This is a genomic window from Zobellia laminariae (genome assembly GCF_030553095.1).
Taxonomy (GTDB): Bacteria; Bacteroidota; Bacteroidia; order Flavobacteriales; family Flavobacteriaceae; genus Zobellia; species Zobellia laminariae.
Genome location: NZ_CP130738.1, coordinates 271282 through 295854, shown reverse-complemented (window position 1 = coordinate 295854; position 24573 = coordinate 271282). Strand labels below are relative to the sequence as shown.

The following is a 24573-nucleotide window of genomic DNA, read 5'->3' as shown; positions in this document are numbered from 1 at the left end:
ATAGGTTAATCATGGCTTGCATTAGTTGAGTTATTATTATAAATCTCTAACCAACCGTACATAATTATTGATTCTTTGCGCATCACCTTGAGGGCCGTGACCTTTGGGCCAATCTTTAGGGTCACCAATTTTTGGGTCACTACGCTGCGCGCCTGCTCCGTGTACATCCATCCATTTACCATCCATATATCCCATGGCCCTACCAAAAGAAACATAAGATGCGTTTCTACCTTTTGCCTCAGTAGACCAGTTGGAATGTGTTGTACTAGACCAATAAAAAGGGTAGTCTTTTTGACCAGCTTCATTTAGGATTTCAGAACAATTAAAAAGTGGGTCTATTGCGGCGGATTCTGAAGTGTTAGGGGAACGGGAATAATCAACGATACTCTGTAACTCTTTCACGTCGGGCAACCGCCAATCAGAATACCCTGCAAATTCATAGTTTTCGGCATAGTTTAATGCTTCTTGCCATAAGATGCCTTTTTGGTTGTCGTTTTGCATCCACATAAGACCGGTAGCCTTATCTGAGATGGTGCCATCGCCGTTATCTTCAAAATTATTGATACCGTAATTCTTGTTCCCTCTTACATAGGTTACAAAAAACGTTTTATCACCAAGGACCAAATGGCATCTTTAATCCGTAACCTTTTATACGACCATCGGCAAAATTGACACCGAATAACAAATCTCCGCCCACATACATGTTAGAACTAGCATATTGAGAATCTATAATGCGTTCTCTTGCACTAGTGTCTCCGTAAGCGAATTTGAAATAATCGGTATCTATAAAAGGAATTAATCCGTCTAATGATTTTGAATTATAACCGCTAGGGTCAACACCACTAAAAACTATCAAAGAAAATTGTTCTTTAATGGTAGGCAATCGCCAATCTGTATAGCCACCTAATTTGAGAGAAGCAGCACCAGCAGCTGCCTCTTTATAAGTCATTTTATCACTTGCCGTAATTTTTCCATCGCCGTTTGTGTCGGGGCTCTGCTGCCACATTAAACCCGTAACTAAATCAGTTACCGTACCATCGTCATTATCTTTGTATTTAGGGTTATTACCAGGTAATTTGCATTTTGCCCATAAAAATCATCACCAATAGCTGGTGCTTTAATTTCAGTACTGTTGTCGTAGAATTTACTCTGATTTGTACCAACAATAGGGTAATCTAAATTACTCTTGTCATTTTGTACCGTACTATTAATCCTTGAGTTTTTACCAGAGCTCAATAACAAAACAATGACTATGAGAACACAACAAAACCCGAATACGATTGATGTCTTTTTTTTAGGTTTTACAATCTGTTTCATAATGGATCTGTTTAATTTAAATTATGCTAAATGTGAACGTAGCATCCAAGCAGTTTTCTCATGTTGTTCCATTAACCCAGTAACATAATCACTAATACCTTCAGCCTGCCATTTGTCTGAAATTGGTTTTATTTCTTCTCGTAGAAAAATGATAATGCTTTCGTGGTCTTCTAATAATTCTGCGAATATGCTTTGGCTATCATTGCCGCCTTTTGTTTTTTCGGTAAGATGTGTCAATTGAGAATAGTCTTTTAATGTTGCTGGCACATAATGACCCAATGCACGTATTTTTTCAGCTACGGTATCAACCACCTCTTGTTGCTCTTCATACAAAGTTTCTAGATAAAGGTGTACCGAATGAAAATCGGGTCCTTCTACGTTCCAATGGAAGTTTAGAGTCTTTGAGTAGAGTACAAATTCATCTGCTAATATTTTTGATAACTGATCAGCAATAGCTTGTCTGTTTTCTGCTGAAATTCCTATGTTCGGTGTTTTCATTTTTGTAGATATTGATTAATATTTCTTCAAAGATATTATGATTCAAAAGCTATTAAACTGATTCAAATCATGTAGAGAATTTTTAAGAAAACTTTATAACCAAGGTAAGATGCACAGGAAAAATATAGAAGCCGAAAAACTCTGTGACACCCCTATTTGTAGACGTTTAAGAATAAAAAAAATACAGGTTAGCAAATAACTAAAGTTGCTAAATCTGTATTTTTTAAATATAAATAGTGTAAAAAGAAGCGTAATACTGGTCAATGATTTTTCTGTTTTTTAATATGACCAAAACCCTTTAAAAAGTTAATGGGTTAGCTCTTTTGCCCACCCTTTAATTTTATCTAACTGTTCATAAAGAAAAGAATCATGTTGCTCTTCGTCCTCTACTCCTTCAGGTAAAATATGTTCAAAGTAAGTGTTTTTAAGTACACGTTTTAGAACACTTTCTCCATAAAAAGGTTTGTAATCGTTTAATGCCTTAGCAGCCTTTAATAGTTGACGAATATCATACTGACCAGCAGCAATATCGGGCACTTGCTTGTTAAGGTTCAACAATTTATAAACAGCTATTCTAGCAGTTCTAATCGAAGCGTCTACGGTAAACACTACATCATTATGTGTTTCTACAAACTGCCCTACAAGACCTAAATTTTTAGAACCATTTGGTACAACTTCTGGTCTGTCTCCTGCTGCTCTAGGCATAAACATTGAGGTTATGTATGGCATGAAACTGGTTTTAACAATAGTATTTTTAATGATAGTATCAATTTGATCTTCTAAACCAATATGAAAACATAACTCAGCTAATACCTCATTACCTGTGCATTGTGGCATTGGTTTTTTACTATAGTTACCGTCTTTATCCATAAATAAAGCATACACCCATATCACCAGAATATCATCTGGTTGTTCAGGAAAGTGTGGTTGGCGATTAATGGTAAAACTCATTAACCAGTTAGAGTCTGTTATAGTAACAATCCCTCCGGTTGCCGATTTTCCAGAATAGGGGTCGTTTACACAGTATTCTTTTATTTTTTCGGTGAAAGCTGATGGGCGACATGTTAATGTTGCAGATTCCCAAGAAGATTTTTCAACAGAACTGTAGAACTTTTCAGGTTTACCAAATTCAGTAGATTTTGTTGCTAAGTTTTTCCATAACTGCCATCCGTCACTTTCACCACTTTTAATACTATCAATTCCTTCAATTGGTGCATTTGTATTATCGCCATAACGAGTGTCTTCTGTCATAGACCCTGTGGTAACAATTACAAAATCGTTTTCGGTTACAGGGATCGTTACTTCCTTATCTTCTTGTTGGGTAATTATACCTTTAACGACTTTACCTTCTGTATTTATCTGTACATCTAAATCTTTAACGAAGGTGTTGAACTGAATTTTAACCCCTTTAGATTTTAAATGTTCTGTTAAAGGTTTTACAAAGGTATCATGCTGATTGTATTTTGGAAATACCAAGCATGATAGATCATTAAAACCGTCAATACGGTGTAAAAATCGGTGCATATATAATTTGCACTCTAGTAGACTGTGCCAGTTTTCAAAAGCGAACATGGTACGAAATAGTGTCCAAAAATTACTTTTAAAAAATGAGTCACTAAAATAACTTTCGACGGTAACATCATCTAGCTCTTCTTTCTTTTTTAGTAAAAGTTTTACAACAGCTAATTGATCTAGTTTGTTTAAATTAAATTTACTAAAATCCAGTACTTCCCCGTTATTATGAATTAATCTAGCTTTTGAATAATTGGGGTCGTTATCATTTAATAAACGAAATTCGTCTAAAACACTATAAGGTGCTGGCATTTCTAAAGCAGGAATATCTTGAAAAATATCCCATAGATTCTCATAGTTCATTTCCAGTTCTCTACCGCCTCTTATTAGGTAGCCATCTTTAGCATTTCCTGATCCATCTAAAGAACCACCTTCAACTGCTATTTTGTCAAGGAAAATTATATTTTTACCATAAGGTACGTGCCCATCTCTTATAAAGTAATATGCAGCAGATAGACCAGCAATACCAGTCCCAACAATATAAACCTTACTGTTTTTGAAAGATTTAGGAGGTATACCTTTATTACGTTGGTAATTTCCTGTAAGATCAGCAAAAGGCATGGGTTGATCTTTAGAATTGCGTACTACTTCTTTACTAGCATCTGGAGCATGATCTACATGTCCGGGGAATGGTGATGCATTTAATACTTTGTCGAATTTTTCTGTTATTTTTCCCATGTTTTCTAATTTTCTGAGCATTGTGCAATTAAGGCTAGGTATAAAAAGTTTGCTTTCATTATTTTTCTATCCTGACCCCTCCGAAGCTTCGGAGCAGAGTCTTAATTTGCCTGTTTAATAAATGTTCTTTTTTATTAATTCCTTAAGGTTGACCGTGAGTATATTTAATGAAATGCTTTCATTACCGTTTCTACTTCCACTTTTACCGTTTTATCAAATTTGGTTATTGGTGGAATTTCAAGGTCAATATCCAGTAGTTCATAAACTGCCATTTGAGCTGCTCTAATAGAGTATTCAACTGTGAAAACCACATCGTCCGGAATTTCTACAAACTGACTTATAAATGCTAAGTTTTTTGAGTTTTTAGGAACCGGAAGGGGTCTGTCCGTTTTTAAACGTGGCATGAACATACTTGTGATATATGGCATTCTACAAGGAATACAAATAGCATTCGCAAATACAACATCATAATCGAATTTTAGGTGTCCAGCGAGTTCTCTAAGAATCTCTTCTCCAGAACACTCTGTCATAGGTTTGCCTACAAAATTTCCAACACGATCAGGATGTAGGCCATACGTAAAGAATACCTGCACATCTGATGGTTGATCTTTATAATGGGGTTGTTGGTTTAGTGAAAAGCTCATAAACCAGTTAGAGTCTTTTAGAGTTACCTGACTACCTGTTCCTGCTTTATTACCAGAGAATTTCTCCATCTGATCAAAGAAGGCAGTGTCTTTTAATGTTACTGTAAAAGATTCCCAAAAGGATTCTGCGATATTAGAATTGAATACTGCAGGATTACCGAATTCCGGATATTTTTTTGCTAGTTTTTCCCATAAGGTCCATCCTTGGCTATCTGCTTTTGTATAGAATTTAGGAGCACTTGTCATGGAACCATAACTAGAAGCGTCTGTCATTGAACCGTTTTGATAGAATACCAAATCACCATCTTTAATTTCAATTGTTTTGCTATTTCCGGCATTTTCGTAAACAAGGTTTTTTACAATTACTTTTTCGCTTCCCGTTTTTGGATCAAGACCATATTCTGTATCCAAATCAGTAACCGTACTGCCTCTCATAAAAGTGACACCGTGAGATTTAAGCCAGACTTCCAAAGGAAGAATCATAGAGTCATACTGGTTATAAACTGTACGTCTAACTCCCGTCATGGTTTCAACATTGGGAAACTCCTGCATAAATCTGTGTAGGTAACGTTTAAATTCAACAGCACTATGCCAAGGAGAGAAAGCAAAACTTGTTCGCCACATAAACCAGAAATTGCTTTCGAAAAAAGAAGGGGTAAACCAATCGTAAATTGAACTATTACCTAATTTTTTTTCACTTGCTTCGCTTAGTCTAAGAAGCTCCGTACGGTTGGCCATGGTAAGACCAAGTTTAGAAGAATCAACAATGGCTCGGTTTTTATCAATAAGACGTGCTTTTGCGTTAGATTTTACGCGTTCGTTAAACGCAACAGTTTCTTCGTATACAGAGGTATTGGGGTCGGTAAGTGATGGAATTGTATTAAACAAAGCCCAAGTACATTCATAAATGTTTAAGGTTAACATACGAGAACCCCGCAGCGTATATCCTTGCTCAGGATTTCCTCCAGCATCTAAGCTACCACCAAGGACGGGCAAACTTTCATAGATGGTAATATTACGGCCTGATACTCCACCATCACGAATTAAAAATGCTGCTCCGGCAAGTGATCCTATTCCACCACCAATGAAGTACGCTTTTCTGTCACTGTTTTGAATATCCATAATAAATTATTTTAAATTATTATTTATCGTAATTCGTAGTTGGCCAGTAAGTTTTTTCAGCATCATCATCGCCTGATTAAAGTCTTCGGGTCTATCTAAGAGCTACATTATTTTGTACGGTTTTTTAGTTATAATAGGGGTTTGAAGTTTACAATTGCATTCTAGCAAAAGCCTACTTGAAAAATCCGTATTCAAAGTTATGGGAAGGCGCGAGATGATAAACTGACCTAGGTCATGCACACGTAAAAACATGAAATTTCAGTTGTTTTTCCATATGATAGTTTGAAGAAAATAAGGCTATCCCATCTTGCTGAAGACAGATTAGAAAATTTATTTAAGTAGATGCTTTTTTGGCTAGAATTAAACGTTGTTCACAAGGATATAGATAACGCCTATAAGTATGATGGAACCAAAAGTATAGCCTACGAGCTTTCCCGTAGTTTTTGAACCCTTAAATATACTAATGCCTAACTTAACGAGCATGTTACTAGAAATGGCAGCAATGATAACCAAAGAAGCTAATTCTAGTTTTTCAGAATCCATTGAAAATTTTGCCATGCTTATGGTAATAGCATCCGTATCTGCTAATCCAGAAATTAAGGCGGAATAAAACAAACCACTTTCCCCAAAAAACTTATTGCTGTAGAAAACGGCAAATAGGATTACCACATAGATTGCTCCAAAACCTATGGCATTTAATATGTTAAGTGGGTTTCCTAGTTTAATATTGGTATCTGGTTTTTTAGTATCTCTTTGGATGAGGACTAACGATACTACAATACATATTATGGTCAAAAGGCAAAAGGCAGTGCCAAATATCTTAGTATAGCACTATTAAAGATGTAGGCCAAAAGCGCAAGTCTGGGAAACATAATTGCCGATGCAATAACGATACCTGCGGCATACTTTTTTGAAAGCTCGGGAGATTCTTCGCTTCGGGAGGCATAGCTCCATGTAACCGCTGTGCTAGATATGAGACCGCCCAGAATAGCCGTTAATAATATGCCTCTTTTTGAGCCTACATATTTGACCAAGAAGTAGCCTATGAAATTCAAAAAAGATACGATTACAACTATAGATCCAATTTCAAACGGATTCAGTAAAGCAGTAGGACCGTAGACTTTGTTGGGAAGGAAAGGGAGAATCAAAAGTGATATAATAGAGAATTTAATAAAAGCAAAAAGTTCTTCTGAAGTAATGTTGCTGATTACCGTTCGAAACCTTGTTTTCAATGAAAGTAAGGTTACTATAATAACCGCTGTAGCAACGGCATCTCTGTAATACTCTGCGGATACCATGATACCCAAAACAAACGTAGCAATCAAAGCTAGGTTGGTGGTGAGCCCCTTGCCATATTCTTCCTGTTTCTGATACATATGGTTAAATGCTAAAAAAAATATGAAAGCGCCTAAACTGACAATTAATATCCAAACCGAGAATTTATCGGTAAGGTTTTCTAAGGTAAAGCCAAGTATGGCAACAATAGGAAAAGTACGGATACCTGCAAACCCCTGATCTTTTAACTTGTCATATTCTCTTTCCAAGCCAATGATCAGACCTATTCCCATACTTATGAGGACACCTAGAAGATAGCTGTCCATAAATTCATTCATACCTTCAAACTTTATCATCTAGTCTTTAGATTGGTGGTCACTGCTTAAAATTGATTGTTTTTAAAAATTGATATTACAATGTAAAAACCCAATACGGCCGATAGTACAAAACCAATAGCTCCCAATAACGGAATACCATTAATGAGAGGGGGCATTTTTGCCATAACCAAGATAGAAGACCCAATGGAAAGGGCTGCTATGATTACAGCAAAGACCAAACGGTTCACAGATTTACTCATTGCCGTTTGAAATTCATTTAACCCCTTGTGTTCGTGGATGACTACCAGTTTACCATCTTTTATTTTTTTAAGTATGGCATTAACGTCATCGGGCAGGGTGTCAATAAGGTCATTAATATCTTGAAAGCGACTTAGGTTCTTTTTGAATAGCCGTTTTAGGCTGAATCTTCTGCGAATAATTTTAGAGGTATAAGGCTCTAAATTATCCGTAATATTAAAATCTGGGTCTAATTTTCTACCTACGCCTTCTATTATAATAAGTCCCCTTATCAGCATATATAAATAGTGAGGTAGGACAATTCTATTCTCGTAGAGCACAGTTTTAAACTGGGTGAGAATAGTTCCTATTTTTACATTTTGAAGCGAAATGTCGCTTACTCCAGAAACCAGTTCGTATAAATCTTGTTCTAATTTTTTGTAATCGGGAATATCTGTTTTTACCGCAATTTCTCAAGTAGAATAATAATTTTTTTGACATCTTTTCTCAAGAAATAGAGTAGAAGGTCACCAAGAGCTTCTTTATCATTAGGCATTACCGTACCCATCATGCCAAAATCTAAAAAGCAGATTTGGCCCGTAGCCGGAAGTACAAAAATGTTTTATGGTGTGGATCCGCATGAAAGAAACCATGCTCAAGAATTTGTTCTATATACAGGTCAACTCCAACTTTAGCTACTGCTGCTGGATTTATGCTTGCAGCTTTTAGCGTATTGACTTCGGATACTTTTATCCCGTCAATAAACTCCATGCAGATCATACGATTGGTAGACAGCGAACGATAGATTACCGGAACATGAATCATTTCATTGCCCTCAAAATTGCGAGCGAATCTTTCGGTATTATCCATCTCTCGCAAAAACTGAATTTCTTCCCGAATACTTTGTTCAAAAGATGCTATAATGCGTACTGGTTGTAAAGCTTGTGCTTGGGTATTATATTTCTCCAATGCTCTGGCAACTTGTTTCATGATCAACAAATCGCTCTCAATGACTTCTTCTATATTTGGGCGCTGAATTTTAAGAACCACATCTTCTCCCCTCAATAATTTTGCACGGTGTACTTGGGCCAAAGATGCTGCCGCTAAAGGTTCTGGATTGACGGACAAGAAATAATCGGACAAGGTGATTTCCAGCTCGTCTTCAATAGTTTTTTGTACATCAAAGTTTTTTAAATTAGGAGCGTGGTCTTGTAATTTCTCTAATTCTTTTATGAGCTCAGGTGGAAGCATGTCTTCCCGATTGCTGAAAATCTGGCCTAGCTTTACATAGCTTGGCCCCAGTTCTTCGAGCACCATACGAATACGTTCGTATGTTGAAAAAGAAAGGTTTTTTTCGGTATCGGGATGTCCGTTCAAGTAACTTTTTGGAATCGCCTTTGTGATACCGCTATTTACCAAAACGTCCTCAAAACCATATTTGGCGAGGACGTTGAATAGAGTGGCGTACCTTTTTTATTTCTTTTTGTTTCGGAATTTTAAATGCAGCCATATTTAATGGGTTTGTTACATGTATTTTGACAGAAACCGGAAAAAATTCTTTTTAAGATCAACGTAAATTTGTCTTTGAGTTTCCATTTTTTTACGTATCTCTGTATGTGTATTAAACATAGGAACATCCATAGAGTCAGCTTTATCATTACTGTGCTCGGAAATATTCAATTCATGCTTTTCAATCGTTTCTTGTAAATCTTCTATAACATTGCCATGAAGAATAAATTCATTTTGATAATGTTCTAGCTGTGCAAGTACATCCTTGTCTGTCCAACGAGTTTGGAGTTCACCTAATCTGTCATTGAAGGTTTTTAATTCGTCTTTCCAGAAAGCGAGTTCAGATTCCCATTGTTTGTGTTCAAAGTGTAAATCAGAATTGTAAATTGTTGCTGTTTTCATAACATGTATTTAAAATTATTAATAAAGAATTTCACTTACAATTAAATCTATATTCAAAGGTGTAAATTTCCTAGCATAATAGATATGACCCAAGTCATACTTTGCCAGTATTGTTAACTTTAAATGTAGTATGTAGAAATATGAACATCTAGTTTAGAAAATCATTTTTAAAGACAGAGGGTACATTATACGAATAATGTACCCTCTTAAAAATGACCTAGCGTATCATTATATTTTATCAAATAGATTGATAAAACATGGCTTTTTTATTTTAGATGACAGATAATTGGTTATCGTCATTTACATCTGCATTTTTAGGAATAAATTCTATTCTTTTTCCAAGAATAGCTTCCAAATCCTCTTTCTCGGCTACTTCATGCTCCAGCAAATGTTGGGCTAGTTTCTCCAGCTCCTCTCTGTGCTCAATTAATACGGCTTTAGTTTTCTTGTAGGCGTTGAGAATTAAAGATTGAGCTTCCTGATCTATAAGCTTGGCCATAGATTCACTATAAGGTTTTCCCACCAGACGATCATTTTGTCCAGATGAATCATAAAAACTCATGGGGCCTATTTTTTTGTCAAGTCCGTAGTAAGATACCATGGCATAGGCTTGTTTTGTTGCTTTTTCAAGATCATCTAAAGCTCCTGAAGAAATCTCGTTAAAAACAATGTCTTCAGCAGCCCGTCCGCCCAATGAGGCGCACATCTGATCTATAAATTGGGCTTTGGTAACAATTTGTCTTTCTTCTGGCAAATACCATGCGGCACCCAAAGATTTTCCTCGTGGAATAATAGAGACTTTAACCAGAGCATCTACATTCTTCAGGTACCAACTTACAACGGCATGACCTGCCTCATGATGTGCTACGGTTTCTTTTTCTTTTGGGGCTATAATTTTACTTTTTCGTTCCATTCCTCCAACAACACGGTCCCTAGCATCCATAAAATCATGAGAATGTACTTTTTTCTTTTTTTACGAGCGGCAATAAGTGCAGCTTCGTTACAGATATTGGCAATGTCCGCTCCTGAAAATCCAGGACTTAACTTGGCTAAATCCATTGGTTTTACATCTCCCGCAAGTTTAAGTGGTCTAAGGTGAACTTTGAATATTTCTTCGCGCTCATCCTTGGTAGGTAGTTCTAGATATATATGCCGGTCAAACCTACCGGGTCTCAATAAGGCTTTATCTAGCACATCTGGGCGGTTGGTTGCAGCCAATACAATTACGCCAGTATTGGGACCAAAACCATCTAGTTCGGTAAGTAATTGGTTCAATGTATTTTCACGCTCATCATTAGACTGAAAACCACCGCCTTTACCACGGGAACGGCCTACGGCATCAATTTCATCAATAAAAATAATACTGGGTGTTTTTTCTTTTGCACGTTTAAATAAATCACGCACCCTAGATGCACCAACGCCAACGAACATTTCAACAAATTCAGAACCGGACATAGAAAAGAAAGGAACTTGGGCTTCTCCGGCTACGGCTTTTGCTATCAGAGTTTTCCCTGTACCAGGAGGTCCTATGAGCAAAACGCCTTTTGGGATTTTTGCTCCCAACTCCGTATACATCTCAGGATTCTTTAAAAAATCTACGACTTCCATGACTTCAATTTTGGCCTCTTTTAAACCTGCTACATCCTTAAAAGTTACAGAGCTTTTGGTATCCTTTGTCGCTAATTTAGCGGTGGACTTTCCTATGTTCATCATAGAACTTCCCATGCCGCCGCCATTTCCCATTCGCTTCAGCATAAAAAACCAGAATGCCATAAGTACAACTAGTGGCAAAATCCACGATAGGGTAGAACCCCAACTTGTACGGTTTTGATACTGAACATCAATTTTATTTGTAGACGAAAAAGAACTTTGCGCTTGTTCTAACTTATTTTCAAAATTCTCAACAGAGCCAATGGTCATTTTGTATTTTGGAGCTTCAATACTACCAAACAAACTCTTGGTTGCATCTTTTGAAGCCTTATTTGCAGCAGTGTCTTTTTTAATATAGAATTCTGCAAACTCCTTATTGACCACTATTATTTTTGAAACTTCACGTTTTACTAAAAGTGAATCTTGAAGAAACGTCCAACTTATTTCTTTTGTAGCGGAAACGGGGCTAGAGATAAATGTGAACAAAGCAAAAGCTCCAAAAACCAGAATGAGGATCCAATTAGAATTGAACCCACTAAATGGCGATTTTTTATTTTTATCCTCCGGCGTACCGGTGTCTTTTTTGTTTGGTTGCTGTTTCATATTATTGGAGTACCACAAATTGGTTCAATGCTTCCAAAGCTTCACAACCGTACATGAGAGCGGGACCTCCACCCATCATCACAGCCACGCCTATGGTTTCTATTATTTCTTCGGAACTAGCGCCTGCTTCAATGGCATCGTGCACATGAAAGGCAATACAACCGTCGCAGCGAACTGTAATGGCAATACCCAGAGCAATAAGTTCCTTGGTTTGGGTAGAAAGTACACCTTCTGCAGTACTGGCCTTGTGTAAACTATTGAAGCCACTTATAGTGTCGGGTATATTAGTCCCTAATTCCTTTATTAATCTTGTGAGGTCGTTGTAGTGTTTTCCATAATCTTTTATCATGACAAAGTATTTTAGAATTTATATGGTTTTAGAAATGATTTTTTCTAGTATAATCAAAACCAGTTCAAAGCTATTTTAAATCCTCAAGTTTAAATATGATTTAAATCAGTAGCCTCTAGGAAATTATAGGTTTTGGAGGAAAGTAGGGGGATGAGGCTGTTCCCATACCTATAAATTTAGACTGAAGTACCGGAGAAGTATTTTGAAAGATTTCTTTTGATGCGTTTAAAAATAATAGGCAACTGACGTAGGTCATTTAAAATTGAATAAGACCCCTATACCTTTGAGTGAACACAAAAACATTTAGAGATGAAACGCTTATTTATTATTTCGTTTTTACTGTCAATACCTATTTTGGGTATTTCGCAGTCAGTAGAGGACATCAATAAACCTATAGTTGGCGAACTTGATCAGATTGAGCCTTTTAGTGAAGGTTTAGCAGCAGTTAAAAAAGGAAGCCAATGGGGTTTTATTGATGAAGACGGTCAGTTGGTTATTGGATTTAGAGGAGATGTGGTTTGGAACAAAACTCCCAATACTGAGAATTTTGGTATAGAAGGTATTGGTTCGCCTAAGTTTAAGGATGGCCTTTGTGCCATAAAAACAGTTAAAGAAGATGGTATTGCCCGTTATGGATTTATGGATAAAAAAGGTAATGTGGTAGTAGAACCAGTATTTTTAAATGTAAGCCAGTTTAGTAATGGTCATGCCGTAGGTATTTACGAAAGCAAAGAATTACGCGGAAAGAATCCATTTCAATTAAAAATTTACGACTACGAATTTACCGAGGTAGTGGTGAACGAGAAAGGTGAAATGTTATGGCCCATACAAGAAAGACAGAACATTGTAATGTCTAAGAAGCTATTTAAATTACCTGAATTGCAAGCTAAAATGATTTCAAAAGATTTGTTAGCGGTTAAAGACAAATCTAATACCTGGAAAATTGTTAAGCCTAAACTTCAAGACTAAAAAGTAGATTGATTAACTAGCATGCTTTGGTCACATGTGTTACGTATTCGCACATGACCAAAGTCATGTGTTTTCTTATAATCTAATACTAAATTTGAGTGTATGGCTTACGAAAGTTATACCTAAAGAAACACAACATGGACAAAATTAGAACAATACTCATTCCCTTCGATTTTACGAAGGCATCAAAAAAAGCATTGGAGTATGCTGCAGGTTTCGTTGGTAGACTGGACGATATTAAAATTGTATTAGCCTATGTTTCTGGAAACTGCAATCTTGAATTATTACCAGAAAATTTTGAAAGGCTGGAGAAAGAATATAGAGGCATTCTTAAGAATAAATTGGAGTGGGAAATTCAAGACGGAAAACTTATTGAGACCTTAATGAAAATCCGGAAGAGAGATAAGATAGACCTTATCATAATGGGAACATCAGGTGAAGACAAAAAAGAAATTAAGGAACATACAAATACCGCGCACCTAGTTTTAAAAGGTAAATGTCCAGTTTTGGTTATTCCTCGGGATTGTCAAGATTATAGACTATCCAATATTGCGTTGGTTATTGGTAGGGAAGAGATTGATGACACCAAAAAATTAGGAACACTTCTAATGATAGCTCGTAAATGTAATGCCAAAGTACACGTATTGACTATAGAAAACCAGCCTTAGTATTTATGGTTATAGTAAGGAAGAAGAGAAGAATGAAAGTGCTATAGAATATTATCTTGAAACATTTTATAAAGAACGTGTGTTCATTAAAAACAATGATGTTATAGACGGGATAAATACCTACGCAATAAAGAATGATATTGATGTTGTAGCCATCCTTCCTAGAAATCAAACCATGCGCAGTGAGCCTACTGAAGGGGAATTAACGCAGATGTTGATTCTAAACTCTAAAGTGCCCATTCTTGTTTTAGAATAACAAGAACAAGAAAAGATCAAAACTGTTATTTTTTAAAATAATATAAGACATGGAAAATTTTAGAATTAGGCCCAAAGGTGATTTTATTGAAAACGGTGATTGGCAAGAACTATATGTTTTAACGGAACATTGGAAATCAGATCTTTTGTTTTATAAGGATGACCTTAAGTTTTTAAGACACTTAGAGGACAAATATTTCTTGTGGATTAAGGCACAAGCAGATTTAGATAATATAAGAAGAGCTGGTGAAAGTATCCTTAAGGATTCAAGAGATTGTGACGAGTTGTTAGAACGAGTTGGCAAACATTTATCGCATATAGCAGCGATAATTGATGACCCTGAGAAACAAAATTATAAAGGGTTTAGGGTTGAGCATAATGAGCTTGAAGAAGAAGTGGCTAAATTTATCAAGAACACCAGAAGAAATAGAAGAGAATTGTTCAAAGTCATAGAAATGGATGTAGAAGTCGATAAGATGTAGCCCACGAATTAAGTGAAGAAAGGTCTTAGAATTTCTAAAAAGACAACAGGTCTTGAGTCATTATGATTCAAGACCTGTTGTCTTTTACTTCAAATAGGTTGAACTTTACTCAAGATTCATTGCAGCATAATATGCCGCTCCCATCAAAGCTGTATTATCATTAAGAATAACATCTACGGGAACCATTTGTAAAAGAGAGTTCATGCGTCCAGACTGCATAAAATTATCTGTAAATACTTCTCTATTCATTCCTTTTATAATCTTGGGCATAATTCCTCCACCAATATAAATACCTCCGGTAGCCTTAAATTTTAAGGCAAGTTGAGAAGTTTCTATTGCTAAAAATCGAACAAAAAGATCTAAGGTTTCCCTGCAGACTACATCAGAACCTTCCAAAGCCGTTTTGGTGATAACGGCAGCCGGATCTTCTTTGGCCATTTTTGCTTTAAAAGCATCGGTTTCTTTTTCACCACTAACATTACGTATCAGTTGATAGGTATCACGTATACCTTGTCCTGATAGCAAACGCTCCCAACTTACATGGCCATATTTCTGCTGAAAATATTTCCATATTTCAAGGTCAAAATCGTTTCTCGGACTAAAATCGCAATGGCCTCCTTCTGTGGCAAAAGGATGGTATGCAGAGCCGTCCCAAAATAGGCCGGCTTCCCCTAAACCAGTTCCTGGAGAAATAATAACAGCATTACCTTCTATTTTTGAACCATATTTTAAATGATATAAATCCTTTTCCTCTAGTGCTGCCAGCCCATAGGCGTTGGCCTGCATGTCATTTATTAAAAAAATGGATTTAAGATGAAGTGCTTTGATGAGCTTTTTGGTATCAATTCTCCAAGGGAAATTGGTGCCGTGCACCTTTCCTTTGGTTATGGGACCGGCTACACCAAAACATATACTATCTATCTTAGCCATTTCTTCTATTTCAAAATCGTCTATGATTTCTAGTAAAGAGGAATGGTTCTTTGTTCTATATGATTTTTGTTTGACTAGAAAAAGGTGACCATCTTTGAATTCGTAAAGAGCGAGATTCGTTTTAGTTCCTCCTATATCACCTGCTAACACATTTCCATTTGTATGACCTAAACTCGTTTTAGAACCAACTGCCAAAGGAATCAAAGATTTATGAGCTAAGGGCAAAGAAAGTTTTTCCGTCATTTCCATAATCGTATATTTTTAAGCTATCGTAATTGCTGGGTCTAAGTAGATATTTTGTATAAGATTTAATAGTTTAACACCTTCTTTCATAGGTCTCTGGAAAGCTTTTCTGCCAGAAATCAATCCCATACCACCAGCTCTTTTGTTAATTACCGCAGTACGTGCAGCGGCTGCAAAATCATCATCACCTGAAGCACCACCGGAATTAATAAGTCCAGCTCTCCCCATGTAGCAATTCGCAACTTGGTATCTGGTCAGGTCAATAGGGTGGTCTGTTGTTAGTTTACTATAGACAAGGTCACTAGTTTTTCCGAAATTTTTCAAAGCATTAAAACCACCATTATTACTTGGCTGTTTTTGTTTGATGATATCGGCCTCAATCGTTACACCAAGGTGATTGGCCTGCCCGGTTAAATCAGCACTAACGGAATAGTCCTTATCCTTTTTAAAGGCGTCATTACGTAGGTAACACCATAGAACTGTGGCCATGCCCAATTCATGTGCGCGCTTAAATGCTTTGCTGGTTTCTTGTATTTGTCTATCTGATTCTGGAGAGCCAAAATAAATAGTAGCTCCTACGGCTATGGCACCCATATTCCAAGCCTGTTCTACTTGTGCAAAATAAATTTGATCAAAAGTATTTGGATACGTAAGCAACTCATTATGGTTCAATTTAACCAGAAAAGGAATTTTATGAGCGTATTTTCTGGATACTGCTCCTAGTACACCTAATGTGGAAGCTACTGCATTACACCCTCCTTCAATGGCTAATTTCACAATGTTTTCTGGGTCAAAATACTCAGGATTCGGCGCAAAACTGGTACCTGCGGAATGTTCTACACCTTGATCTACCGGCAATAGGGAAAGATGGCCTGTGCCACCTAGTCTTCCGTGATCAAATAGTTGCTGTAAACTTCCTAAAACTTGGTTAGATCTATCTGATGATGCCATAATCCTATCATTAAAATCAGGGCCTGGAAGGTGGATTTTATCTTTAGGAATAGTAATACATTCGTGATCTAGCAGGTAGAAGGTTTCTTCTTTTAAATATTTTTCAATTTCCATCACTCGTATTTTAATTTGTTTCTAAAATGGGGGTTTGCTGTTTTATCCATTCATACAGCTTATCCGCATCTTCTTTAATACATAATTGTGTTCCATGATGCATTGTGGCAGCTGTTCCGCAAGCTACACCATATTGTACCATGTCAACTAAAGGTTTGCCCCATATAAGGCTCATGACCATTCCGGCAACCATACTGTCTCCTGCGCCGATAGTACTTTTTTGGTGAACCACGGGAGCTGGTACTTGTACCATTTCATTTTTGGTAACCAGTAAGGCCCCTTTTGGCCCTAGGGAGACGACAAGAATTTGGCAATCATTATTTTCTAAAAATTCTTGTGCCAATGATTTCAGGTTTAAGTCTGTAATAGAGGTAACCCCACATAACGCGCCTAATTCTGCCAAGTTGGGTTTGAGCATATAAACACGGGATTTTGCTGCTTTTATAAGTGCCTCACCAGAAGTATCAAGAATAAAAAGGGCTTCTTTATTTTCTGCTATACGGCTTATTTTTACGTAAAAATCATCTGGTACGTTGGGAGGTAACTTTCCACTTGCAACTAAATAATCTCCCTTATTGAGCTGCAGTTCCAATTGCTTTAAGGCATTTTGCCATTCTGCTTCCTGTATTGGTGGACCCGGCATTCCAAATCTGTATTGTTGATTGGTGCTAGTATCCGTTACCGCAAGGTTTTCACGTGTAAACCCCTTAATCGGGGTTATAGATTGTTCTATATCTTTTTCATCTAAAAGTTGTTTCAAATAAGCTCCTGAAGGACCACCAGCAAAGTAGCTACAAAGAGATGTGCCGCCTAACTTTTTTATAGCTCGTGATACATTTATTCCACCACCGCCCGCATCAAATGTAGGTTGGGTACAACGTAATTTTGTATTAGGGCCAATTCCCGCTACGGTAGTACTCTTATCAATAGCGGGGTTTACGGTGAGTGTAATTATACGTGCCATTTTAATAAGTTTTAAACTCGTTTTTTTGTCTTATTTTAATTGGTAATGTTCTACAACATTCAGCTTACCATCAAACTCATACAAGTGTGGAACACCCGTAGCTACTTCAACTTTTGCAATTTCTTCGGATGATATATGCTCTAGATATTCTATAAGAGCGCGCAATGAATTTCCGTGTGCGGATATCAATACGGTTTTGCTCTTGGCCAATTCTGGAGCAATAGCTTCAAAAAAGTAATTGACTACTCTTTTTGAAGTATCCTTAAGCGATTCTGCCAATGGTAATACAGATGCATCCAAAGCTTTATAATTAGAATCGAATTTTGGATTTCGTTTATCGTTTATAGAAAGACTGGGAGGGGGAGTGGCATAGCCTCTGCGCACCCTTAAAAAGAATTCTTCTCCTACTTCTTCTAGAACTTCATCTTTGTTCTTTCCTTGCCAATCTCCATAATGCCTTTCATTTAGCTTCCAGCTATACTTGGTGTCTACATGCATCATTTCTGCTGTTTCCAATAGAATCCATGCGGTACGGATGGCTCTTTTTAGATAAGAAGAGAAACAAATATCAATATCAATAAGATTTGATTTGATAAGTTCCCCAGCTTTTTTTGCCTCTTCCATTCCTTCCGGTGCCAAGTCAACATCCGTCCATCCTGTAAAAACATTTTTTACGTTCCATAGACTTTTACCGTGCCTGACCAATATTAATTTTCCCATGCTAGGCTTATTTTATCTCGTTAATACAAGAATCTCCTTTTTCCATACATTCCAGATTATCAAAGGTTATTCGTGAAATATTGTTTAGGGCTGTATCGGTCAAAAATGCTTGGTGACTACTTATCAATACATTTCTAAGGGTCATTAATCGCGCCATGGAATCATCTTGAAGAATATCTTCGGAATGATCTTCAAAATAGAGTCCTTTTTCCTCTTCATACACATCCATCCCGAAATAGCCTATTTGACCTGATTTAAGTCCGTTTATAACATCTTGGGTTTTTACCAATCCGCCACGGCCAGCATTAATAAGCATCACGCCTTTTTTCATATCCGCAATTCTAGCCTCATCAATAAGGTGATGTGTTTCTGCATTTAGAGGAGCATGGAGGGTAATGATATCAGACTGCTTGCACAAAGAATCTAAATCTGTGTAAGTAGCATCATATTTTTCTACCAAAGATTTATCTTCAAAAATGTCATAAAGCAATAGTTTACAACCAAATCCGTGTAAAATCTTAGCCACTACGCGGCCAATTTTCCCCGTGCCTATAATGCCCACCGTTTTGCCATTCATATCAAAACCAACCAGCCCGTTTAATGAAAAATTCATTTCCATAATCCGGTAGTGGGTTCTGACTAATTTTCGGTTAAGGGCAAGCATAACACCTACCGTAAATTCGGCAATGGCGTAGGGAGAATATTCAGGTACCCGCGCCATGCGAATACCCAATTTTTTTGCATGCGGCACATCTATGTTATTAAAACCGGCCGAACGTAGGGCTACATATTTAATACCAAGTTCATGCAACCTATCTAAGATGGGTGCAGATGCATTGTCTTCTGTAAAAATGCATATGGCATCACAATCTTTAGCTAAATCAACCGTATTTAAAGTCAGATAGGTATCAAACATTTTTAAAGTGTGCTTGCCATTACTTGCATTTTGTAAATAGTCTTTTTCCCAATTATGGACGTTGAATATTGCTATTTTCATTTTAGAATTCTAAAGAGATATTAGTTGCTGCTTTCTGCCATTCCGTATGCAGTCTTGCTTTTCTCAGCCTTATTAATGTTTTTAATACCTGAAATCAATGCATCAGGATTAAAGGATACGGAGTTAATGCCTTGTTCTACAAGGAACTGTGCAAACTCGGGAAAATCACTTGGTGCCTGACCGCAAAGTCCAATTTTGGTGTTGGTCTTACGAGCAGATTGAATAACCATGGCAATCATTTTTTTAACTCCTATATCGTTGATGTCAAAGATGTCACTCAACAATTCAGAATCTCTGTCTACACCTAAGGTCAATTGTGTCAAATCGTTTGAACCAATTGAAAATCCATCAAAGAACTCAGCAAATTGTTCTGCTAAGATGATGTTGTTAGGTATCTCTGTCATCATGTAAATCTGAAGTCCATTTTCACCTCTTTTCAAACCGTTTTTCTCTAAAACGGCTACTATTTTTGCAGCTTCTTTTAGTGTACGGCAGAATGGAATCATAATTTTTACGTTGGTCAACCCCATAGTTTCCCGTACTCTTTTTAGTGCTTTACATTCTAGTTCAAAAGCATCTTGGTACTTAGGATTGTAATATCTAGAAGCGCCCCTAAAACCTAACATTGGATTTGACTCAACAGGCTCAAACTCTGAGCCACCAATTAAGCTGGCATATTCGTTGGTTTTAAAATCACTGGTACGAACAATGACATCTTTTGGATAAAAGGCTGCAGCTATTGTTCCAATACCTTCGGCAAGTTTGTGTACAAAATAATCTGACTTGTCTGGGTAGTGGTGTGTTAGTTTCTGAATTTTATCTTTAACCGCTTGATCTTTCAACGTATCAAAATGTTTTAAGGCCATAGGGTGAATTTGAATAGAGTTGTTGATAACGAACTCCATACGCATCAATCCAACTCCTTCAGAAGGATAAAACGAAAATTTGAATGCCTTGGTCTGGATCTGCCAAAATAAGCATAGGTTGCGTTTTTGGCTTTCCTAAGGTAGTTAGGTCCACTTCGGTTTCGTTCCATTCTAAAAGACCATCATAAACGACACCTGTATCGCCTTCTGCGCAAGAAATGGTAATTTCTTGTCCGTCTTTAATCACTTCTGTAGCATTGTTACTTCCTACTATTGCGGCAGCACCAACTTCACGGGCAACAATAGCCGCATGGCTGGTTCGCCCACCTTGATTTGTAACAATACCCGCTGCTTTTTTAAGAATCGGATCCCAATCGGGATTGGTACGTTCGGTAACCAATATTTCACCTCTTTGAAGTTTATCAGATTCTGCTGGGCTAAGTAATATGCGGGCTTTACCCGATGCTATTTTGTTACCCAAGCCCATTCCGTGAGTAAGCTCTTTACCTTTTTTAAGTAAGGTATAAGTGTTGATTTTTAGTTTATTCGTTTTCGCACTCTGAACAGTTTCCGGTCTAGCTTGGACTATGAAAAGCTCATTTGTTTGTCCGTCTTTTGCCCATTCAATATCCATAGGACGTTTGTAGTGATCTTCAATAATTAATGACCACTGCGCTAGTTTTACTACTTCGGCATCAGTAAGTACATATTGTTCTTGTTTCTCCATAGGAGTATCAAGATTTATAGTACCACTACCAGATGTATCATAGACCATGGTTTTTTCTTTGCTCCCCAAACGTCTAGATACAATAGGTTGTTCAATACCATTCTTTAAGCTGGGTTTAAAAACAAAATAATCATCTGGGTTAATGCTGCCCTGTACAATATTTTCGCCCAAACCATATATGCTGGAAACCATTACCACTTGGTCAAAACCAGTGTCTGGATCTAAAGTGAAGTTTACTCCGGAAGCAGCCAAATCTGAACGTACCATCATTTGTATACCAATGGATAACGCTACTTTAGTATGGTCAAAGTTGTTATCTTCTCTGTATTTTATTGCACGGTCATTAAATAGTGATGCGTAACATCTTTTACAAGCATCAACAAGCTCATCTATTCCTTTTACGTTTAAATAACTGTCTTGTTGGCCCGCAAAACTCGCCGTGGGTAAATCTTCTGCGGTAGCGCTACTTCTTACCGCTAACGAAATATCACCTTTATATTTTTTAGATAGGGCGTCGTATCCTTCTTCAATAGCATCTTTAAGATCTTTTGGAAGTTCTGTATCTAAAATAGCTTTCCTTACGCTAGCACCAATCTCCTTTAAGTTCGAAAAATCTGTAGTATTCAACTTTGCTAAAAGACCAAAAATCTCTTCCTGAATGTGTACTTCTTGCAGAAAGTGCCAATACGCTTCTGCTGTAGTAGCAAAGCCATCAGGAATCTGGACTCCTTTAGAGGTTAGCTTTTGAAACATTTCTCCGAGAGAGGCATTTTTACCTCCTACAGTTGGTACATCGTTAATGTCAATTTCACTAAAGTGACGTATGTAATTTTTCATCGCTATATATTTTAAAGGTCGTCTCCGGCCAAGATTATAGACTACGAATCTCCGATGTTTCCTTGCCAATGAAAATGACCTAGGTCATGGAGGAAAAAAAATGCGTCATGACCTAGGTCATGGCAAGTAGCAGTTTTGGATCATACTTTTACTGTTTCATATACACCAGAGAATTATGGTAACAGTCTCAAAAAATAACATCAGTAAATCAATAGTAGGTAAAGTAGTTGCCGTGCTTGGAAGTGTTGTAGATATTTGGTTCGATAAGGATTTACCCTCTATAAATACTTTAATACACACAGGGCCTGATAATGCCATTGCTATTGAGGTGTTGTCACAATTAGATGACCATAGAATTAGAGGTATAGCCTTAACCCCAACGCAAGGTTTGGCAAGGGGAATGAGAGCGGAAACAGATGGCGGACAGTTATCCGTTCCAATAGGCAAGGAGATTATGGGCCGCATGTTCGATGTTTTTGGAAATACCATTGATCACGGAGAAGCTTTACCAAAATTACCCCGTAAAAGTGTACACCAATTGCCACCACCGTTATCAAAACGGTCTACAAAATCTGAAATTTTTGAAACAGGAATAAAAGCGATTGATGTAATGGTGCCTTTACAACATGGCGGTAACGCAGGTTTGTTTGGTGGTGCCGGTGTTGGTAAAACCGTGTTACTAACCGAGATGATACATAATATGGTAGGGTATCACCAAGGTATAAGTATGTTTTGTGGTATTGGTGAACGCTGCAGAGAAGGGCATGAACTGTACCATGATATGAAAAAGGCCGATGTTTTAAAAGATATGGTGATGATGTTCGGGCAGATGAACGAACCCCCTGGAGCCCGTTTTAGGGTAGGTCATGCGGCTTTAACTATGGCTGAATATTTTAGGGATGACGAACATCGTGATGTGCTGTTACTTGTAGATAATGTGTTTCGTTTTATTCAAGCAGGAATGGAAGTTTCCGGTCTTATGGGGCAAATGCCGTCAAGATTGGGCTACCAACCAACTTTGGGTACCGAGCTTTCCAAATTTGAAGAACGTATTGCGAATACCAATACGGGGGCCATCACCAGTATACAGGCAGTTTATGTTCCTGCGGATGACCTTACGGATCCTGCTGCGGTACATACATTTTCTCACCTTTCGGCGTCAATTACCTTATCAAGAAAAAGAGCAGGTGAAGGGCTTTTTCCTGCAATAGATTTATTGCAGTCCAGCTCCAAAATGGCAACACCAACTGTTATTGGTGAACGTCACTACCACCTTCTACAGCAAATAAAACAAACATTGGCCCAATATGAAGAGCTAAAGGACATCATTGCCATGTTGGGTTTGGAGCAACTTTCTGTAACGGATCGTGCTACTGTAAACCGAGCAAGGCGTTTAGAAAGGTTCTTTACACAACCCTTCTTTACAACGGAACAGTTTAGCGGACTCAAAGGAAAAGGAGTGAAATTAGAAGATGCCCTTGATGGTTGCGAACGTATTCTTAAGGATGAATTTAAAGATTTACCGGAGAGTGCTTTTTATATGGTGGGTACTATTAATGAAGCTATAGAAAAGGCTAAAAAAGAACCTAAGAAAGCGGAAAAGAAACCGGATGAGGAGAAAACAAATGTTACCGCTAAAGTATAGATCTAGAACTAAAAATAATGGAGTTACATATTTTACTTCCGTTTAAGATATTTCTTAAAATCTCTGGAGTGCTCCGCATTGTAGTAGATACCAATGCCGGTTCATACGGATTTTTACCTCACAGGTTAGATTGTGTAGCTGCTCTGGTACCTGGCATATTGACCTATGAGACTAGGGATGGCCAAGAACATTATGTAGCAATGGATGAAGGTATACTCACAAAGAGAGACAGTTTTGTAGAGATATCCGTGCGAAATGCAATTGCAGGAGCTGATTTAGGAAAACTTAGAAGTGCCGTAGAAAGTCAGTTTGTGAATTTAGATGAAGAGGAAAGAGATGTGCGGAAGGCCGTTGCCAAACTAGAAAGTGAATTTATTCATGGGATTAAAAAACTTCGTCAGTCATGAGCAAAAATACGGAGGATAAGAAAAGGGAAAAAGGCTTCATAGATCAAGTGGATAGCAAAGAAAGGCAAATGTTGCATGCCAGAAATGAAGAGAAAAGGAGTGAGTGGAGAGGTTTTGGCACATTCGGAATGGTGGGTTGGTCCGTTGCAGTACCAACCGTATTAGGAGCCGTTGTTGGGGTATGGTTAGATCAGAGATATCCGCAGACTTTTTCTTGGACACTAACCTTATTGCTAGCGGGGCTGTTTGTTGGTTGTGTCCTTGCTTGGCAATGGATAGACAAAGAAAACAAATCAATGCACGAACATAAAAATAAGAAAGATGAATGATTTAGTAATGACCTTAATGGTTCTATTTGGCGGCTCTTGCTTAGGCTTTCTATTTTTTGGAGGGCTATGGTTTACTTCAAAGAAGATGTTATCCTCCCCAAAGCCGGTATTATGGTATTTGGGAAGTTTGTTCACAAGGGTGGGGCTTACCCTTTTGGGTTTCTATTACATGGGCCAAAACAATTTTAAGTATATGTTGATTTGCCTCTTGGGTTTTATAAGCGCTCGGTTTATTGTGATTCGTATGACCAAAACCAAAGAGATGAAACCAATAGAACTAGAAAAAGAGTATTAAA

Annotated in this window: 26 protein-coding genes and 2 pseudogenes; 8 read left to right on the top strand and 20 right to left on the bottom strand. The window is 37.4% G+C overall.

The window, feature by feature from the left end:
* Positions 1 to 36: 36 nt before the first annotated feature.
* The 13 genes and pseudogenes from Q5W13_RS01495 to Q5W13_RS01440 all read right to left on the bottom strand — a co-directional run bounded on the left by Q5W13_RS01495 (position 37) and on the right by Q5W13_RS01440 (position 12173).
* Positions 37 to 624 carry an Lcl C-terminal domain-containing protein gene (locus tag Q5W13_RS01495; protein ID WP_304445135.1) on the bottom strand — a complete coding sequence of 196 codons (588 nt, stop codon included), beginning with the start codon at positions 622 to 624 and terminating at the stop codon, positions 37 to 39.
* Positions 611 to 1006: an Lcl C-terminal domain-containing protein gene (locus Q5W13_RS01490; protein ID WP_304445134.1), complete on the bottom strand. Its 396-nt coding sequence runs from the start codon at positions 1004 to 1006 to the stop codon at positions 611 to 613. The genes Q5W13_RS01495 and Q5W13_RS01490 overlap by 14 nt, the downstream gene beginning before the upstream one ends.
* A 20-nt stretch (positions 1007 to 1026) precedes the next feature.
* Positions 1027 to 1317 (bottom strand): hypothetical protein, encoded by a 291-nt coding sequence (locus tag Q5W13_RS01485; protein ID WP_304445133.1) that lies wholly within the window; start codon positions 1315 to 1317, stop codon positions 1027 to 1029.
* 21 nt (positions 1318 to 1338) lie between these two features.
* Entirely contained in the window at positions 1339 to 1815 is a 477-nt protein-coding gene (locus Q5W13_RS01480; RefSeq protein WP_304445132.1) for a Dps family protein, read from the bottom strand.
* Between the two features lie 306 nt (positions 1816 to 2121).
* Positions 2122 to 4065 (bottom strand): oleate hydratase, encoded by a 1944-nt coding sequence (locus tag Q5W13_RS01475; RefSeq protein WP_304445131.1) that lies wholly within the window; start codon positions 4063 to 4065, stop codon positions 2122 to 2124.
* Positions 4066 to 4229: 164 nt separating this feature from the next.
* Positions 4230 to 5831 carry an oleate hydratase gene (locus Q5W13_RS01470; protein ID WP_304445130.1) on the bottom strand — a complete coding sequence of 534 codons (1602 nt, stop codon included), beginning with the start codon at positions 5829 to 5831 and terminating at the stop codon, positions 4230 to 4232.
* Positions 5832 to 6191: 360 nt separating this feature from the next.
* Positions 6192 to 7399 (bottom strand): annotated as a pseudogene (locus tag Q5W13_RS01465) (MgtC/SapB family protein).
* 89 nt (positions 7400 to 7488) lie between these two features.
* Positions 7489 to 8073 carry a hypothetical protein gene (locus tag Q5W13_RS01460; protein WP_497582342.1) on the bottom strand — a complete coding sequence of 195 codons (585 nt, stop codon included), beginning with the start codon at positions 8071 to 8073 and terminating at the stop codon, positions 7489 to 7491.
* 47 nt (positions 8074 to 8120) lie between these two features.
* Positions 8121 to 8911 (bottom strand): annotated as a pseudogene (locus Q5W13_RS01455) (ABC1 kinase family protein).
* Between the two features lie 273 nt (positions 8912 to 9184).
* Entirely contained in the window at positions 9185 to 9571 is a 387-nt protein-coding gene (locus Q5W13_RS01450) for a hypothetical protein (protein WP_304445127.1), read from the bottom strand.
* 271 nt (positions 9572 to 9842) lie between these two features.
* Positions 9843 to 10514: an ATP-dependent metallopeptidase FtsH/Yme1/Tma family protein gene (locus tag Q5W13_RS25690; protein ID WP_438364173.1), complete on the bottom strand. Its 672-nt coding sequence runs from the start codon at positions 10512 to 10514 to the stop codon at positions 9843 to 9845.
* Positions 10460 to 11824 carry an ATP-dependent metallopeptidase FtsH/Yme1/Tma family protein gene (locus tag Q5W13_RS01445; protein ID WP_438364172.1) on the bottom strand — a complete coding sequence of 455 codons (1365 nt, stop codon included), beginning with the start codon at positions 11822 to 11824 and terminating at the stop codon, positions 10460 to 10462. The genes Q5W13_RS25690 and Q5W13_RS01445 overlap by 55 nt, the downstream gene beginning before the upstream one ends.
* 1 nt (position 11825) lies before the next feature.
* Positions 11826 to 12173, bottom strand: a complete 348-nt coding sequence (locus Q5W13_RS01440) for a carboxymuconolactone decarboxylase family protein (protein WP_155597189.1) — start codon at positions 12171 to 12173, stop codon at positions 11826 to 11828.
* Positions 12174 to 12482: 309 nt separating this feature from the next.
* On the opposite strand from Q5W13_RS01440, the gene Q5W13_RS01435 reads away from it, so the two are divergent.
* From Q5W13_RS01435 to Q5W13_RS01420, 4 genes are all read left to right on the top strand, one after another.
* Complete coding sequence (locus tag Q5W13_RS01435; protein WP_304445126.1) at positions 12483 to 13142, top strand: WG repeat-containing protein; 660 nt, start codon at positions 12483 to 12485, stop codon at positions 13140 to 13142.
* A 137-nt stretch (positions 13143 to 13279) separates the two neighbouring features.
* Positions 13280 to 13810 (top strand): universal stress protein, encoded by a 531-nt coding sequence (locus tag Q5W13_RS01430; RefSeq protein ID WP_304445125.1) that lies wholly within the window; start codon positions 13280 to 13282, stop codon positions 13808 to 13810.
* A gap of 79 nt (positions 13811 to 13889) precedes the next feature.
* Positions 13890 to 14066 carry a hypothetical protein gene (locus Q5W13_RS01425; protein WP_304445124.1) on the top strand — a complete coding sequence of 59 codons (177 nt, stop codon included), beginning with the start codon at positions 13890 to 13892 and terminating at the stop codon, positions 14064 to 14066.
* Positions 14067 to 14115: 49 nt separating this feature from the next.
* Positions 14116 to 14547: a hypothetical protein gene (locus Q5W13_RS01420; RefSeq protein WP_304445123.1), complete on the top strand. Its 432-nt coding sequence runs from the start codon at positions 14116 to 14118 to the stop codon at positions 14545 to 14547.
* 105 nt (positions 14548 to 14652) lie between these two features.
* On the opposite strand, the gene glk is transcribed toward Q5W13_RS01420, so the two are convergent.
* From glk to ppsA, 7 genes are read right to left on the bottom strand one after another with little or no spacing between them, the layout of a single operon-like run.
* Complete coding sequence (gene glk, locus Q5W13_RS01415) at positions 14653 to 15726, bottom strand: glucokinase (protein ID WP_304445122.1); 1074 nt, start codon at positions 15724 to 15726, stop codon at positions 14653 to 14655.
* 12 nt (positions 15727 to 15738) lie between these two features.
* Entirely contained in the window at positions 15739 to 16785 is a 1047-nt protein-coding gene (locus Q5W13_RS01410) for a class I fructose-bisphosphate aldolase (protein ID WP_304445121.1), read from the bottom strand.
* 10 nt (positions 16786 to 16795) lie between these two features.
* Positions 16796 to 17749, bottom strand: coding sequence for a 1-phosphofructokinase family hexose kinase (locus Q5W13_RS01405; protein WP_304445120.1), 954 nt, complete (start codon positions 17747 to 17749; stop codon positions 16796 to 16798).
* A gap of 30 nt (positions 17750 to 17779) precedes the next feature.
* A complete protein-coding gene (locus tag Q5W13_RS01400) occupies positions 17780 to 18469 on the bottom strand; it encodes a 2,3-bisphosphoglycerate-dependent phosphoglycerate mutase (RefSeq protein ID WP_304445119.1) in 690 nt (229 codons plus the stop codon).
* Positions 18470 to 18476: 7 nt separating this feature from the next.
* Positions 18477 to 19466 (bottom strand): 2-hydroxyacid dehydrogenase, encoded by a 990-nt coding sequence (locus Q5W13_RS01395; protein ID WP_304445118.1) that lies wholly within the window; start codon positions 19464 to 19466, stop codon positions 18477 to 18479.
* A 20-nt stretch (positions 19467 to 19486) separates the two neighbouring features.
* Complete coding sequence (locus tag Q5W13_RS25685) at positions 19487 to 20371, bottom strand: putative PEP-binding protein (RefSeq protein WP_438364171.1); 885 nt, start codon at positions 20369 to 20371, stop codon at positions 19487 to 19489.
* A 19-nt stretch (positions 20372 to 20390) separates the two neighbouring features.
* Entirely contained in the window at positions 20391 to 21896 is a 1506-nt protein-coding gene (gene ppsA / locus Q5W13_RS25680) for a phosphoenolpyruvate synthase (RefSeq protein ID WP_438364170.1), read from the bottom strand.
* A gap of 175 nt (positions 21897 to 22071) precedes the next feature.
* Here ppsA and atpD point away from each other — a divergent pair, with 175 nt between their 5' ends.
* From atpD to Q5W13_RS01370, 4 genes are read left to right on the top strand one after another with little or no spacing between them, the layout of a single operon-like run.
* The gene (gene atpD, locus Q5W13_RS01385; protein WP_304445117.1) at positions 22072 to 23541 is read left to right on the top strand and encodes a F0F1 ATP synthase subunit beta; all 1470 of its coding nucleotides are present in this window, start codon (positions 22072 to 22074) and stop codon (positions 23539 to 23541) included.
* 17 nt (positions 23542 to 23558) lie between these two features.
* Entirely contained in the window at positions 23559 to 23948 is a 390-nt protein-coding gene (locus Q5W13_RS01380; protein ID WP_304445116.1) for a F0F1 ATP synthase subunit epsilon, read from the top strand.
* The gene (locus tag Q5W13_RS01375) at positions 23945 to 24277 is read left to right on the top strand and encodes an AtpZ/AtpI family protein (protein WP_304445115.1); all 333 of its coding nucleotides are present in this window, start codon (positions 23945 to 23947) and stop codon (positions 24275 to 24277) included. Before Q5W13_RS01380 ends, Q5W13_RS01375 begins: the two co-directional genes overlap by 4 nt.
* Positions 24270 to 24572, top strand: coding sequence for an ATP synthase subunit I (locus Q5W13_RS01370; protein WP_155597177.1), 303 nt, complete (start codon positions 24270 to 24272; stop codon positions 24570 to 24572). The genes Q5W13_RS01375 and Q5W13_RS01370 overlap by 8 nt, the downstream gene beginning before the upstream one ends.
* The last annotated feature ends 1 nt before the right edge of the window (position 24573 follow it).